The organism is Craurococcus roseus (assembly GCF_039523795.1).
GTDB classification, from domain to species: Bacteria; Pseudomonadota; Alphaproteobacteria; order Acetobacterales; family Acetobacteraceae; genus Craurococcus; species Craurococcus roseus.
This window is the reverse complement of the sequence record NZ_BAAAFZ010000053.1, coordinates 25,297-37,949: the sequence shown is the minus strand read 5'-3', so window position 1 is coordinate 37,949 and position 12,653 is coordinate 25,297. Positions and strand designations below refer to the sequence as shown.

The 12,653-nt window shown below is 74.6% G+C and carries 13 protein-coding genes; 8 read left to right on the top strand and 5 right to left on the bottom strand.

Going from position 1 to position 12,653, the window contains the following annotated elements; translation table 11 throughout:
- A partial coding sequence (locus tag ABD067_RS16890) for a multicopper oxidase domain-containing protein (RefSeq protein ID WP_343896525.1) occupies nt 1–1,502 on the bottom strand: 1,502 nt, incomplete at its 3' end.
- Nucleotides 1,503–1,738: 236 nt separating this feature from the next.
- Here ABD067_RS16890 and ABD067_RS16885 point away from each other — a divergent pair.
- The gene (locus tag ABD067_RS16885; RefSeq protein WP_343896524.1) at nt 1,739–3,193 is read left to right on the top strand and encodes a calcium-binding protein; all 1,455 of its coding nucleotides are present in this window, start codon (nt 1,739–1,741) and stop codon (nt 3,191–3,193) included.
- Nucleotides 3,194–3,247: 54 nt separating this feature from the next.
- Here the strand turns inward: ABD067_RS16885 and ABD067_RS16880 are convergent, their stop codons facing one another.
- On the bottom strand, nt 3,248–3,529 hold the full coding sequence (locus ABD067_RS16880; protein WP_343896523.1) for a hypothetical protein: 282 nt from the start codon (nt 3,527–3,529) through the stop codon (nt 3,248–3,250).
- A 191-nt stretch (nt 3,530–3,720) separates the two neighbouring features.
- Nucleotides 3,721–4,053 (bottom strand): four-helix bundle copper-binding protein, encoded by a 333-nt coding sequence (locus ABD067_RS16875; RefSeq protein ID WP_343896522.1) that lies wholly within the window; start codon nt 4,051–4,053, stop codon nt 3,721–3,723.
- Nucleotides 4,054–4,336: 283 nt separating this feature from the next.
- Between ABD067_RS16875 and ABD067_RS16870 the strand changes: the two genes are divergently transcribed.
- The 5 genes from ABD067_RS16870 (at nt 4,337) to ABD067_RS16850 (ending at nt 7,738) form a co-directional block, all read left to right on the top strand.
- Nucleotides 4,337–4,540, top strand: a complete 204-nt coding sequence (locus ABD067_RS16870) for a heavy-metal-associated domain-containing protein (RefSeq protein WP_343896521.1) — start codon at nt 4,337–4,339, stop codon at nt 4,538–4,540.
- A 31-nt stretch (nt 4,541–4,571) separates the two neighbouring features.
- On the top strand, nt 4,572–5,375 hold the full coding sequence (locus tag ABD067_RS16865; protein ID WP_343896520.1) for a response regulator transcription factor: 804 nt from the start codon (nt 4,572–4,574) through the stop codon (nt 5,373–5,375).
- Entirely contained in the window at nt 5,372–6,712 is a 1,341-nt protein-coding gene (locus tag ABD067_RS16860) for an ATP-binding protein (protein WP_343896519.1), read from the top strand. Before ABD067_RS16865 ends, ABD067_RS16860 begins: the two co-directional genes overlap by 4 nt.
- Nucleotides 6,709–7,173: a DUF411 domain-containing protein gene (locus ABD067_RS16855; protein WP_343896518.1), complete on the top strand. Its 465-nt coding sequence runs from the start codon at nt 6,709–6,711 to the stop codon at nt 7,171–7,173. Before ABD067_RS16860 ends, ABD067_RS16855 begins: the two co-directional genes overlap by 4 nt.
- Before the next feature lie 193 nt (nt 7,174–7,366).
- Nucleotides 7,367–7,738, top strand: a complete 372-nt coding sequence (locus ABD067_RS16850) for a hypothetical protein (protein WP_343896517.1) — start codon at nt 7,367–7,369, stop codon at nt 7,736–7,738.
- A 90-nt stretch (nt 7,739–7,828) separates the two neighbouring features.
- Here the strand turns inward: ABD067_RS16850 and ABD067_RS16845 are convergent, their stop codons facing one another.
- A complete protein-coding gene (locus ABD067_RS16845) occupies nt 7,829–8,857 on the bottom strand; it encodes a DUF305 domain-containing protein (protein WP_343896516.1) in 1,029 nt (342 codons plus the stop codon).
- A gap of 108 nt (nt 8,858–8,965) precedes the next feature.
- Entirely contained in the window at nt 8,966–9,430 is a 465-nt protein-coding gene (cueR, locus tag ABD067_RS16840) for a Cu(I)-responsive transcriptional regulator (RefSeq protein ID WP_343896515.1), read from the bottom strand.
- 197 nt (nt 9,431–9,627) lie between these two features.
- Between cueR and ABD067_RS16835 the strand changes: the two genes are divergently transcribed.
- Together ABD067_RS16835 and ABD067_RS16830 are read left to right on the top strand one after the other, a co-directional pair.
- A complete protein-coding gene (locus tag ABD067_RS16835; RefSeq protein ID WP_343896514.1) occupies nt 9,628–12,042 on the top strand; it encodes a heavy metal translocating P-type ATPase in 2,415 nt (804 codons plus the stop codon).
- A gap of 177 nt (nt 12,043–12,219) precedes the next feature.
- On the top strand, nt 12,220–12,546 hold the full coding sequence (locus ABD067_RS16830; protein WP_343896513.1) for a hypothetical protein: 327 nt from the start codon (nt 12,220–12,222) through the stop codon (nt 12,544–12,546).
- The last annotated feature ends 107 nt before the right edge of the window (nt 12,547–12,653 follow it).

The window sequence follows — 12,653 nt, the reverse complement described above, 5'->3', positions numbered from 1 at the left end:
GCCTGCTGGCGCTGCTGCCCCCGGCGCGGTCGGGCCGGCTGGGCCGGCTGCTCGGCCGACGGCTGGCCATGCCCCATCGCGGCGTGCTCCGCGGCGCTGTGGCCCATCGCCGCGTGGTCCATCGCCCCGCCGCCCGGCGCCGCCGGCATCGCGTGCCCGGCGTGCGGGTCCTGCCGCGCTGCGGCACCGTGGCCCATGGCGGCGTGGTCCATCGCCGGGGGCTGCGCGCCCGTGGCTTGCGCTCGTGCCTGGGCCTGGGTCGTCGGCGTCCCGTGGCCGGCGTGCCCCCCCGCGCCGCCGTGCCCCATCGCGCCGTGGTCCATGCCGCCCATCGGCGCCACGTGGCCGGGCTGGTCCCGCTCGGGCAACGGCGTGCCGCGGTCGAGGCCGGTCGGGCCCGGGCTCATGAACATGTCCGCCATGGACAGGATCGGCCGCGGCCGGTGCGGCGGCAGCGGCTCGACCGGCGCGTCCGGGCGCGGGGCGAGCTGCGCCCGCGCCCACCCCGTGCGGTCCATCGTCTCCGCCAGGATCTGGTAGGTCCGCTCCTCGCGCGGCTCGACGACCACGTCGTAGGTCTCGGCCACCGCGATGCGCAGCTCGTCCACCGCCACGGGCTGGACGTCGTTCCCGTCCGCCTGCACCACCGTCATCTTCAGGCCCGGGATGCGCACGTCGAAGAAGGTCATGGCGCCGGAGTTGACGAAGCGCAGCCGCACCCGCTCGCCGGGGCGGAACTGCAGCGTCGGCGGCGTCTCGGGGCGGAAGCCGTTGACCAGGTAGCGGTAGGTGTGGCCGGTGACGTCGGCGATGTCGGTGGGGTCCATCCGCATCTGGCCCCAATCGATGCGGTCGCGCACGACCGCGCGGCGGGCCTCGGCGTCCGGCGCGCGGTTCAGGTCGCGGAGCAGGTCCACCACGGTGCGGCGGTTGAAGTTGTAGTAGCCGGGGTCGCGCTTGAGATTCTGCAGCACGCGCCCGGGGCGCTCGTCCGTCCACTCGGAGAGCTGCACCACGTGCTGGCGGTCGTAGCGGACCGGGTCGGGCCCGCGCGGGTCGATGATGATCGGCGCGTACAGGCCGCGCTGCTCGTGGTCGAGGTTGTGGGCGTGGTACCAGTAGGTGCCGGACTGCCGCACGGGGAAGCGGTACTCGAAGGTCTCGCCGGGCGCGACGCCGCGCACGAAGCCGGCGCTGAAGCCGGGTGCGCCGTCCATGGACGAGGGCAGGATCAGCCCGTGCCAGTGGATGCTGCTCGCCTCGCGCATCCGGTTGGTGACGCGGATCACCGCTTCCTCGCCCTCGCGCAGGCGCAGCAGCGGGCCGGGGAACTGCCCGTTCACGGTCACCGCAGGCCGGTCCTGGCCGTTGATGTTCACCAGCCGCTGCTCGAGCGTCAGGTCCATCGTCTGTGCCAGCGCAGGCACCGCCGCCGCGGCGACCGCGGCCCCGGCCAGGAGCACGCGCCGCAAGGCGGCCCGCAAGCCGATCCACTCCGTCATCCCGCCACCTCTCGCACGGGCTGCCGGCCGCCCCGGGTGTGGGGTGGCCGTGCCCTCGTGGGCGAGAAGGTGCACAGGCGCCGCGGCGCCTTCAACGCGCGGGAGCCGCGAGACACACTACGTCACGGAAGCCCGCCCGAACCGCGCCGGTGCGCCCGGGTTCACGGCCCGTCGCGCGCGGTCCGACCCGCCACGGGCCGGTCGGACCGCGCGCCCCAACCGAGGCGGAGAGCGGCGTGGCACACGACATGACGACTGATCGGGACGACACGGACGACCGAGGGGACCCGACGATGGAGCCGGCGGCGCGCGAGGTCCTGTCCGTGGCGTTCACCGACGGGCACGACCAGCGGCTGGCGGTGGGCGGACCGGACGCCGAAGCCTTCGGCGGCGGCGACGCCTCAGACCACTCCTGGGGCCTGGGCGGCGGCGACCGGCTGGGCGGCGGGGCCGAGGACGACGTCCTCAGCGGCGGCGTGGGCCGCGACCTGCTCTCGGGCGGCGAAGGCATGGACGACCTCGACGGCGGCGAAGGCAACGACACGCTCTACGGCGGGGCCATGTCCGACGCGCTGATGGGCGGGCCGGGCCGCGACCACCTGGACGAGGGGCCCGGCCACAGCAGCATGGACGGCGGACCGGGAGACGACACCCTGGTGGGCGGCGCCGGGCCGGACGCCTTCATCGTCGGCCCCGACACCGGCCACGACGTGATCCGCGACTTCACCGCGGGACCCGGCGTGGGCGACCACGTCGCGCTGTTCCACCTTCGCTGGGAAGAACTCTCGGTGGAGGACACCGACGGCGGGGTGGAGGTCGCGTGGGACGACGGTTCGGTGCTGCTGGAAGGCGTGCGGAAGGCCGACCTGTCGCAAGACGACTTCATGTTCTTCAACGAGCCCGACCTTCCGCCCGGCGCGCGCGCGCCCGGAGGGCCCGCGCCGGAGCGCCCAAGCCCGAGCGTGCTAGGGCCGGAGATCGAGGGCGTGGTTCCCCCGGCCGACCAGGGCCTCGTCCCCGCGTCCGGCGAGGGCGCCCGCGCCTTTTCCTTCGACCAGTTCACGGTCGCCATCGGCACCGACGCGGGCGAGCGGCTGCGCGGCGCCGAAACCTGGGACACCCTCTTCGGCCGCGGCGGGGACGACACGCTCGTCGGCGAGGACGGCCACGACATCCTGGAAGCGGGCGACGGCGACGACGGGCTGGACGGCGGCGACGGCCCGGACCGGCTGGAGGGTGGCCGCGGCAACGACACGCTCGTCGGCGGTGGAGAGAACGACGAGCTGATGGGCGGCGACGGCGACGACCGCCTTTCCGAAGGCGAGGGCCACGGCATGCTGGAGGGCGGCCGCGGGAACGACACCCTCGAAGGCGGCGCGGGCTCCGACGCCTTCATGGTCGCCTCGGACAGCGGCCACGACGTGGCGCTCGACTTCACCGCCACGGGCTTGGCCCAAGGCCTGTTCGACCACATCGCGTTCATGGACATCGAGGCGGGCGACGTGACCGTCCGGGACACCGACGAGGGCGCGCGGGTCGCTTGGGACGTGGACCACGACGGCGAGGACGACGGCTCGATCCTGCTGCTCGGCGTCGCCAAGGACGACCTGCGGCAGACCGACTTCATGTTCGACACCCCGCAGTTCGTCGAGGGCGTCAGCGACTACGGGTCCTGGTACATCTTCGCCTGACAAAGCATCCCGGCGGGGCTGCCGGACGCGGCCCCGCCGGGAGCACGAAGCCTGTTAGCGGGTGGTGCCGGACGCCCCGGGCTGGGCCGGCGGCGTCGGAATTCCCGCCCGCTCTTCTAGTTGCCGCAAGCGGGTGTCCATCGACGCCATGCGCTGCATCATCGGGCAGCCCATCATCATGCCGCCCTGCTGCTGCCCCTGCTGCATGGGCATCATGTGCATCATGCCGCCGCCCTGCTGCGGTTGGTTGCCTTGCGGCTGGGCGCCCTGGGCGAAAGCGCCCGTGGCGACCAGGGCCCCGGCGAGCGCGGCGACAGGCATGGTGAAGTTCCGCATCGCACATCCTCCCAAAAAGCGAACTTTGGCCAATACGCCCTTCCCACGCGGGAAGGTTCCGTCGCCTGTGCAGGCCATGCGCGCAGGGGGCGACGGACCCCGCGTCCACCGGCGGTCCTCCGCACCGGCGGAAGGCCTTCGCAGCGCCGCGTCCCCTCGCGCCATGGACGTTGGCGCGCCCGGTCCCGGCCTCAAGCCGCCATCTTGCGGCAGCTCTCGGCGCAGCGGCGGCACTGCTGGACGCAGTCCTCCATGCCGCCCACCTGTTCGCAGCTCTTCGCGCACTCTTCGCAGATCTCCGCGCACTCGCGGCAGAGGTGCTTGTGGTGCGGCGTCCCGATCAGCATGAAGTTGGCCGAGGTCTGGCAGATCTCGGCGCAGGCCATCATGATCCGGAAGTGAGCGGGCTCGACGTGTTTGCCGCCGACCTCCAGGCAGTGATTCATGGCCATGCCCAGGCAGGTGCTGTGGCAGCGCAGGCATTCCTCGATGCAGGCCTGCATCTCCGCGGACATCTGGTGCATCCTCGAATCTCCTCTCGCTGTGGCGTCCCGCCGCCGGTCCGGCGGCGGGGCTTTGGCTTCCGCCTCCGGCTTCGCCGAAGCCGCCGCCAGGGATCGGTGGGGCCGCGCCCCGCCGCGGCGCTCCCCTCCCGACCGCGACTGAACCATGGCCCGAGCCCGCGGTTCGCGCCCTGGATTGCGACAAAGCATGTCGATGCCGCGGCCGGACCGTTGCGGCGCTTGACCTTGCCACAGTGGGGAGCCCCATCTGCCAGCCCTTCGCCAGACGCCCGGAGGAGCCGGCATGCTTCGTTTCAAGGTGGCCAACATGAGCTGCGGCGGCTGCGCCCGGGCGGTCACGGCCGCCTTGCGCGGCGTCGATCCCGCGGCCCGGATCGCGGTGGACCTCGAGCGCCGCGAGGTGGCGGTGGAAGGCACGGCGGGGGCGGAGGGCTTCGCCGGCGCGCTGCGCGAAGCGGGGTTCGAGGGGCAGGCGCTCCCCGCCTGATGGCCGGGATGGCGGTCCGGCGCGGCTGCGGATGACCACGGGGCGCGGCCCGGAGGACGCGGCCCCCGCCGGGCCGGAAGCCCGGCGGGGCCTCGATCCGGAAGAACACCACGTGCTCGTCGTCGAGGACGACGCGCCGATGCGCCACCTGATCGCGCGCCTGCTGCGCGAGAACGGCTTCCGCGCCACCGGCGCCCGCGACGGGCGGGAGATGTGGGAGGCCTTGGACAAGACCGGCGCCGACCTGGTGTTGCTGGACGTGATGCTGCCCGGCCAGTCGGGGTTCGAACTCCTCAAGGCCCTGCGCGCCCGTCCGGGCACGCCCCCGGTGGTGATGGTGACCGCCAAAGGGGCGGAGGCGGAGCGGGTGCTCGGGCTCGACCTGGGCGCGGACGACTACTTGCCCAAACCCTTCGGCCGGCTCGAACTCCTGGCGCGCGTCCGCGCCGTGCTGCGCCGGTCCCGCATCCCGGTTCCAGGCGCCGGCGAGGGGTCGGGACGCGGTGCCGCCCCGCGCCTGCTCCGCTTCGAGGGCTGGACGGTCGATCTGGCGCGGCGCGAACTGGTCTCGCCGGCGGGGTTGGCTGTGGACCTGTCCGGTGCCGAGTACGACTTGCTCCTCGCCTTCCTCGACCACCCGCAACGCGTGCTGGCGCGGGACCGGATCTCGGAGCTGGCGCGCGGCCGCCTCGCCGACGCCTTCGACCGCAGCGTGGACGTGCTGGTCAGCCGGCTGCGCCGCAAGATCGAGGGCGGCGAGGGCGGGGCCGCGGTGATCAAGACCGTGCGCGGCGCCGGCTACATCTTCCTGCCCGCGGTGGACCGCGTGGCGTGAGACGCGCCTTCGAGTGGCTGTGGCCCGCGAGCCTGGCGGGGCGGATCACCCTCACAATGCTCGCCGGGCTGCTCGCCATCCACCTCGGCAGCTTGTGGCTGCTCGAGCAGGGAGTGCTCGGCGCGGCGGAAGACGGGCGCGAAGAGCAGGTGGCGGAGCGGCTGGCGACCGCGCGCCGGACCATCGGCTCCCTGCCGGAGGAGGTGCGCGGCACGGCCGCCGGCGCCCTGTCCTCGCCGGACCTCGACATAGCTTGGCACCGGGCGGCTTCGGCCGCGGCGCCGGTCGAGCAGGGCTTGGAGCCGCTGCGGGCGCGGCTGCGCGAGCTGGTGCCGGACGTGGCGGAACTGCATGTCGGCTACGTCGGCGCCGAGCGCCGCATCGGCGGCGGCATGCGCCTCGCCGACGGGAGCTGGATCGCCTTCGCCGCGCCGGCGCCGAACCGCCTGGAGGCGTCTCCCCACGCCTCCCTGGCCTCGCTCAGCGCCATGGCGCTGGGCATCGTGCTCGCCTCCGTGCTGGTGGTGCGCTGGATCACCAAGCCGCTGCGGCGCTTGGCGACGGCCGCGGAGGATTTCGGCAAAGGCGCCGCGCCGGTGCCCATGCCCGAGGACGGGCCGCGCGAGGTGCACGACGCCGCGCGCGCCTTCAACGCCATGCAGGCGCGCATCCACCGCCTGGTGTCCGACCGCACCCAGGCGCTCGCCGCCGTCAGCCACGACCTGCGCACCCCGATACAGCGGCTGCGCCTCCGGGCAGGGTTCCTGGACGACGCCGAGGCCCAGCGTTCGATCGACGCCGACCTCGATGAGATGGAGGCCATGGTGGAAGCCACGCTCGCCTTCCTGCGGGGCGACGCGGACGGCGAGGAGCCCCGGCCCACGGACCTCGCCGCCATCCTGCGCACGCTCTGCGACGACGCGGCGGACCGCGGCGCCGACGTGGCGTTCACCGGGCCGGACCACGTCTCGCTGCGGCTGCGGCCGGTCGCGGCCAAGCGCGCCTTCGCCAACCTGATCGACAACGCGGTGAAGTACGGCGGCGCCGCGCGGGTCACGCTGCGGGATGCGCCGGCGGCGGCCGTCGTGTCGGTGGAGGACGACGGCCCCGGCATCCCGGAGGCGGCGATGGCGGCGGTGTTCGAGCCGTTCCGGCGCCTCGAGGCGTCGCGGAACCGCGGCACCGGCGGCACCGGCCTGGGCTTGACCATCGCCCGGCGGGCGGTGGAAGGGCACGGCGGCACCATCGCCTTGGCCAACCGGCCCGGCGGCGGCCTGCTCGTCACGGTGCGGCTGCCGCGTGCGGGTGGAACAGCGAGCGGAGGAGGACAGGGATGAGGCGGCGTTCGCTCTTGGCGGCCTCGGTGGCGTTGGCGCTGCCGGGCGCGGCACCGGCGGCGGCCGCGCGGCGGCTGCAGGTCTGGCGCGACCCCAACTGCGGCTGCTGCGGCGGCTGGGTGGAGCACATGCGGGCGGCCGGGTTCCGGGTGGAGGAGCAACTGGTGGCGTCGCCGGCGCCGGCGCGGCGCATGCTCGGCATCCCGGCCGACCTGCTCTCGTGCCACGCGGCGGCGGTCGGCGGCTACGCGCTGGAAGGGCATGTGCCGGCCTCCGCGGTGGAGCGGCTGTTGGCGGAACGCCCGGCCGGCATCCGCGGCCTCGCGGTGCCCGGCATGCCGCTCGGCTCGCCCGGGATGGAGGTGCCGGGGCGGCTTGAGGACGACTACGACGTGGTCGCCTTCGCGGACGGCCCGGCCCACCGGGTCTTCATGCGCTTCCGGGGCGGCCAGGAGGCCTGACGCCGGCCGGCCACGCCGCGCGGGCCCGCGACCCGGGCGGAGTGCGACAAAGTGTTGCTGGCGGCGTCCCGCCGGCACGGGCCCATGTGCGCCGGCGTTGCCTGGCACGACCATGGCGCGGCGGCGCCTCCCGGATTCGGCCGGGGGAGACCCGCCCCATGGAGGCCTCCTTTTGGACAGCAAGGAAACGACCATGCCCCGACGGAAAAGCGGCCCCGCCACGGGCTTGGCCGTGCTGCTCGCGGCGGGGCTCGCGGCCTGCTCGCCGCAGCAGCAGCAGAGCAGGCCCGCGGCGATGTCGGGGCAGGGCGGCGCGGCCGGCGCCCAAGGCATGCAGGGCCAGACCGCGTCCGGCGGCATGCAAGGGCACGCGGGCCACACCATGGCCGGCGGCGGCACGCAGGGGCACAGCATGGCCGGCATGGACCACCAGTCCATGATGGCCCACTGCGCCCAGATGCGGCAGACGGTGCGGCAGGGCGGGCGCCTGTCGCCCGACATGCAGCAGATGATGGGCCACTGCGACCAGATGGACCGCTCCATGGGGGCGTCGCGGCAGCGCTGAGCGGCGCGGGGCACGTCCGTGCCGGCCGGCCGCTCCGCGTCGTTTTGGAGGACGCCCCGGCCGATCCGGACCGGGGCGCCTCGCGGAGGCTCAATGGCGGTGGTCGTGGCCGTGCCCGGCGGCTTCCGCCGCGAGCTGCGCCCCCGGCCGGGGGCGCACCGCCGCACGGGATCGCGCCGGTGCGGGCCGGGCTTCGGCCGCGGGCGCCGCGCCGCCGTGCGCCCCATGGTGCGCGTGCCCGTGCTGCCCATGGCCGGCGTGGTCGCCGTGGGCGGCGTGGTCACCGTGAGGCGGGTGCCCGGCCTCGCCCGCCCGCGCCGGCCGGGCCGTGCTTGCCGGCGCCGCGGACGTGCCGTGGCCGCCGTGCTTCATCCCCTCCATGCCGTGGACCATGGACGGGTCCACCCGCACCGCGTCCGCGTCGCCCGGGTAGGCGGCGATCACCCGGCGCATCAGCGCGATCTCCTGGGTCTGGTCGGTGACGATGTCCACGTTCATCAGCCCGAGGTAGCCGTTGCGGGCGTCGGCGTTCGCGTGGTATTCGCGCGCCATCTCCACGGCGCCCTCGTGGTGCATGATCATGGCCTTGGCGAAGAGCACGTCGCGCTCGCTCACCGGCCCCACGGGGTAGGTGGCCTCGGAGGGGATCGGCTCCTTGAAGAAGCGTTGCGCCCCGGTCAGCCCCTCGGTCGCCACCGGCTGCAGCTTCACGCCGAAGGGCAGCCGCACGGGCGGGCGGTCGAGGTTGCGCCCGACCTCGTCCAGCATGCCGATCTCGAAGGTCTGGTTGGCGACGATGGCGCGGGACAGCGCCTGGAGCAGCGGGCTGCTCCGGCCCGGGTCGGAAAGGTACTCGCGGCTCATGGACAGCGCGCCCGCGTGGTGCGGGCGCATGCCGGCCACGTACTCGCGGTCGGCGTGCTGCGCCGCGTCCGACACCGGGGCGAACCACGTCGTGGTGATGGGCGGTTCGCCGGAGGCATAGTTCTCCTCGATGGCCGCCCGCGCCGGGGCGGCGACCGCGGCGAGCGCGAGGCCGGCGGCGGCCGTCGCGGCCAGGAGGGGACGGCGCGGCGAAGGCCGCTGCCGTGCCGTGCGGTCGGGGGTGGTCGTGGGCATGGTGTCAATCCTGTCGGTCTGGCCGCGGCGACCGGCGGGCGCGCGGCCCGGCGGTGTCGCGGCGGGTGGTGGAGGGGCGGGCCGCCGCATCGGGTCCGGCCGGTCGGACTACCGTGTCGCTTGGCCGCCGGCGGTGTCGGCGGCGCGCCGGTCCGCCGCGGCGGGCTTCGGCCTGCGCGTCCTGTTCCGGCCTTCGAGGTCGCGCAGGATCGGGCACTCGGGCCGGTGGTCGCCGTGGCAGGCCGCGGCGAGGTGCTCCAGCGTCTCGCACATGCCGGTCAGCTCGGCGATCTTGGTCCGCAGCTCGGCCACGTGCTCGGCGGCGATGCGCTTCACCTCGGCGCTCGGCCGGCGCTCGTCCCGCCACAGGCCGACCAGGAGCCGGATGCGCTCGATGGGCAAGCCGAGGTCCCGCGCGCGCTTGATGAAGCGCAGCGTGTGCACCTCGGCCTCGCCGTAGGTGCGGTAGCCCGCCTCCGTCCGCCCGGCCTTCGGCACGAGGCCGATGCTTTCGTAGTGGCGGAGCATCTTGGCCGAGACGCCGGAGGCCGCGGCGGCCTGCCCGATGTTCATGGTGGTTCCCCGTTCCTCGACCGCCGACGGCGGCGGCCACAGACCCAGATGGGGCTTCCCACTGTGGGAAGGTCAAGCCCACCCGCGCGCCCGCCGATCCGCGCCTTGACCTTCCCACCATGGGAAACGCCACCTTGCCCGGCATCGCACCCGCCCCGCGCGGCTTCGGCCGTCGCGGGCCAGCACGGACGGCCGTCATGAGCCACCACCAGCACACCGACCACGGGCATGGGCACGGGCACCATGCCGGGCAACAAGCGCAGGGGCACGGCTCCTCCGGCCACGGCCACGGGGCGGCGGCCGACGCCGCCCTCGCCACCGATCCCGTGTGCGGGATGGCGGTGGACCCGGCCGCCTCGAAGCACCGGGCCGAGCACGGCGGGCAGACCTTCCACTTCTGCTCGGCCGGCTGCCGGACGAAGTTCGCGGCCGACCCGGGGCGCTACCTGGGCGGGCCGGACGGCGCGCGGCGCCGCGCCGAACCGGTGGCGCCGGGCGCCATCTACACCTGCCCGATGCACCCGCAGATCCGGCAGGTCGGGCCCGGCAGCTGCCCGATCTGCGGCATGGCGCTGGAGCCGGAGGTGCCGACCGGAGAAGCCGAGACCAACCACGAACTCATCGACTTCACGCGGCGCTTCTGGATCGGCCTGGCGCTGACCGTGCCGGTCCTCGTACTGGAGATGGGCGGGCACCTGCTCGGGCTCGAGCACCTCGTCGCGCGCTCGACCTCGAATTGGCTGCAGTTGCTGTTCGGCACGCCTGTCGTGCTCTGGGCGGGCTGGCCGTTCTTCGTGCGCGGCTGGCAGTCGGTCGCGAACCGCAGCCTGAACATGTTCACCCTCATCGCCCTCGGGACCGGGGTCGCCTGGCTGTTCAGCGTGGTGGCCACCGTCGCACCGGGCCTGTTCCCGCCCGCCTTCCGCGGCCACGACGGGTCGGTCGCGGTCTACTTCGAGGCGGCGGCGGTGATCGTGGTCCTGGTCCTGCTCGGCCAGGTGCTGGAGCTGCGCGCCCGCGAGCGCACCGGCGGCGCCATCCGCGCCCTGCTCGACCTCGCCCCCGCCATGGCGCGGCGAATCGAGGCCGACGGGTCGGAGGAAGAGGTGCCGCTCGCCGCCGTGGTGGTGGGCGACCGGCTGCGGGTGCGGCCCGGCGACAAGGTGCCGCTCGACGGCGAGGTGCTGGAAGGCGGCAGCAACGTGGACGAGAGCATGGTCACCGGCGAGCCGGTGCCGGTGGCGAAGGCTCCCGGCTCCAGGGTCGTCGGCGGCACGCTGAACGGGCAGGGCGCCTTCGTCATGCGCGCCGACCGCGTCGGGCAGGACACGGTGCTGGCGCGGATCGTGCGCATGGTGGCGGGGGCGCAGCGCAGCCGCGCGCCCATCCAGCGCCTCGCCGACCGGGTCGCCGGGTGGTTCGTCCCCGCCGTGGTCGGCATCGCGGCGCTGGCCTTCGTCGCTTGGTCGGTCTGGGGGCCGGAACCGCGCTTGGCCTACGCCCTGGTTTCGGCGGTGACGGTGCTGATCATCGCCTGTCCCTGCGCGCTCGGCCTCGCCACGCCGATGTCCATCATGGTGGGCGTGGGGCGCGGGGCGCAGGCCGGCGTGCTGATCAAGAACGCCGAGGCGCTGGAGCGCCTGGAGCGCATCGACACGCTGGTGGTGGACAAGACCGGGACGTTGACGCAAGGCCGGCCCGAGGTGGTGGCCGTGGTGCCGGCGCCGGCGGGCTTCGCGGAGGCGGAGGTGCTGCGCTTGGCGGCCGGCCTGGAGCGGCCGAGCCAGCACCCGCTGGCGGAGGCGGTGGTGCGGGCGGCGGAGAAGCGCGGCTTGGCCGTGCCGGCCGTGGAGGGCTTCGACGCGCCGGCCGGGCGCGGCGTGACCGGCACCGTCGAGGGTCGGCGGGTCGCGGTCGGCAACGCGCGGCTGATGCGGGAACTCGGGGTGGACGCTGCGTCCGTGGCCGCGGACGCGGAGCGGCTGCGCGGGGAAGGGGCCACGGCGTTCTTCGTCGCGGTGGACGGACGCCCGGCGGGGATCGTGGCGGTGGCCGACCCGGTGAAGGGGACGACGCCGGCGGCGCTCGCGGGCCTAGCGGAAGAGGGCGTGCGGGTGGTGATGCTCACCGGCGACAACCGCACCACCGCGGAGGCGGTGGCCAAGCGCCTGGGCATCGCCGAGGTGGTGGCCGAGGTGCTGCCCGAGGACAAGCAGCGGGTGGTGGAGCGGCTCAAGGCCGAAGGCCGGCGCGTGGCGATGGCGGGCGACGGCGTGAACGACGCGCCGGCGCTGGCCGCGGCGGACGTGGGCATCGCCATGGGCACCGGCACCGACGTCGCCATCGAGAGCGCGGGGGTGACGCTGCTCGGCGGCGACCTGACCGGCATCGTCCGCGCCCGGCGGCTGTCGCGGGCGGCGATGCGCAACATCCGGCAGAACCTGTTCTTCGCCTTCGCTTACAACGCGGCCGGCGTGCCGGTCGCGGCGGGCGTGCTGTACCCGTTCTTCGGCATCCTGCTCTCGCCGGTGATCGCGGCGGCGGCGATGGCGCTGTCATCGGTCAGCGTGGTCGGCAACGCGCTACGGCTGCGAACCGCGCGGCTGGGGTGAGGGGCGCGGATCAACCCCCGAGGATCTCACCGCAAGCCCAATGCGACAAAGTTTTGCTGGCGCCGCCCCGGCGCGCCGGAGCCCTGGGTTCCGGCGTCGCTTGGCACGAGCATGGCATGGCTGAGCCGTCGGATTCGGCCGACCGGGGCACACCCGCTTGAGCAAAAGGAGACCGCGGTGATCGGACGGAGGAAGGGCGTTGGCGCGGGCTGGGCGGTGCTGCTGGCGGCAGGCTTGGCCGCCTGCGCGCCGCAGCAGCAGCAGACTAGGCCCGCGGCGACACCGGCGGCGGGCGCGCACGCCGCCCAGAACGCGTCGTGGTGGTCTGGCCTGGCCGAGAGCCTGGCGAGGAACGACCATTCACGCGCGATGGCCCACTGCGCCGAGATGCGGCAGCAGGTGCGGCAGGGCGGGCAGGTGCCGCCCGACATGCAGCGCATGCAGAGGACCTGCGACCACATGGACCACTCCATGGGGCGTATGCGCGGTCGCCCACCGGGTTAGGCGGGCCGGTCGCGGCGGCTCGGCTGGCAGATGCCGGGTCTGGTGGCGTGCAGGACGCCGTCGTCCCGATCCCGGCGCACGGCGTGCTTGGACTGCAATTTCTTTTA

Coding starts and splice junctions, on each gene's coding strand:
- ABD067_RS16835 (WP_343896514.1), top strand. CDS start 9,628: ATGAGCCACCACCAGCACACCGACCACGGGCATGGGCACGGGCACCAT.
- ABD067_RS16870 (WP_343896521.1), top strand. CDS start 4,337: ATGCTTCGTTTCAAGGTGGCCAACATGAGCTGCGGCGGCTGCGCCCGG.
- ABD067_RS16845 (WP_343896516.1), bottom strand. CDS start 8,857: ATGCCCACGACCACCCCCGACCGCACGGCACGGCAGCGGCCTTCGCCG.
- cueR (WP_343896515.1), bottom strand. CDS start 9,430: ATGAACATCGGGCAGGCCGCCGCGGCCTCCGGCGTCTCGGCCAAGATG.
- ABD067_RS16880 (WP_343896523.1), bottom strand. CDS start 3,529: ATGCGGAACTTCACCATGCCTGTCGCCGCGCTCGCCGGGGCCCTGGTC.
- ABD067_RS16855 (WP_343896518.1), top strand. CDS start 6,709: ATGAGGCGGCGTTCGCTCTTGGCGGCCTCGGTGGCGTTGGCGCTGCCG.
- ABD067_RS16875 (WP_343896522.1), bottom strand. CDS start 4,053: ATGCACCAGATGTCCGCGGAGATGCAGGCCTGCATCGAGGAATGCCTG.
- ABD067_RS16865 (WP_343896520.1), top strand. CDS start 4,572: ATGACCACGGGGCGCGGCCCGGAGGACGCGGCCCCCGCCGGGCCGGAA.
- ABD067_RS16850 (WP_343896517.1), top strand. CDS start 7,367: ATGCCCCGACGGAAAAGCGGCCCCGCCACGGGCTTGGCCGTGCTGCTC.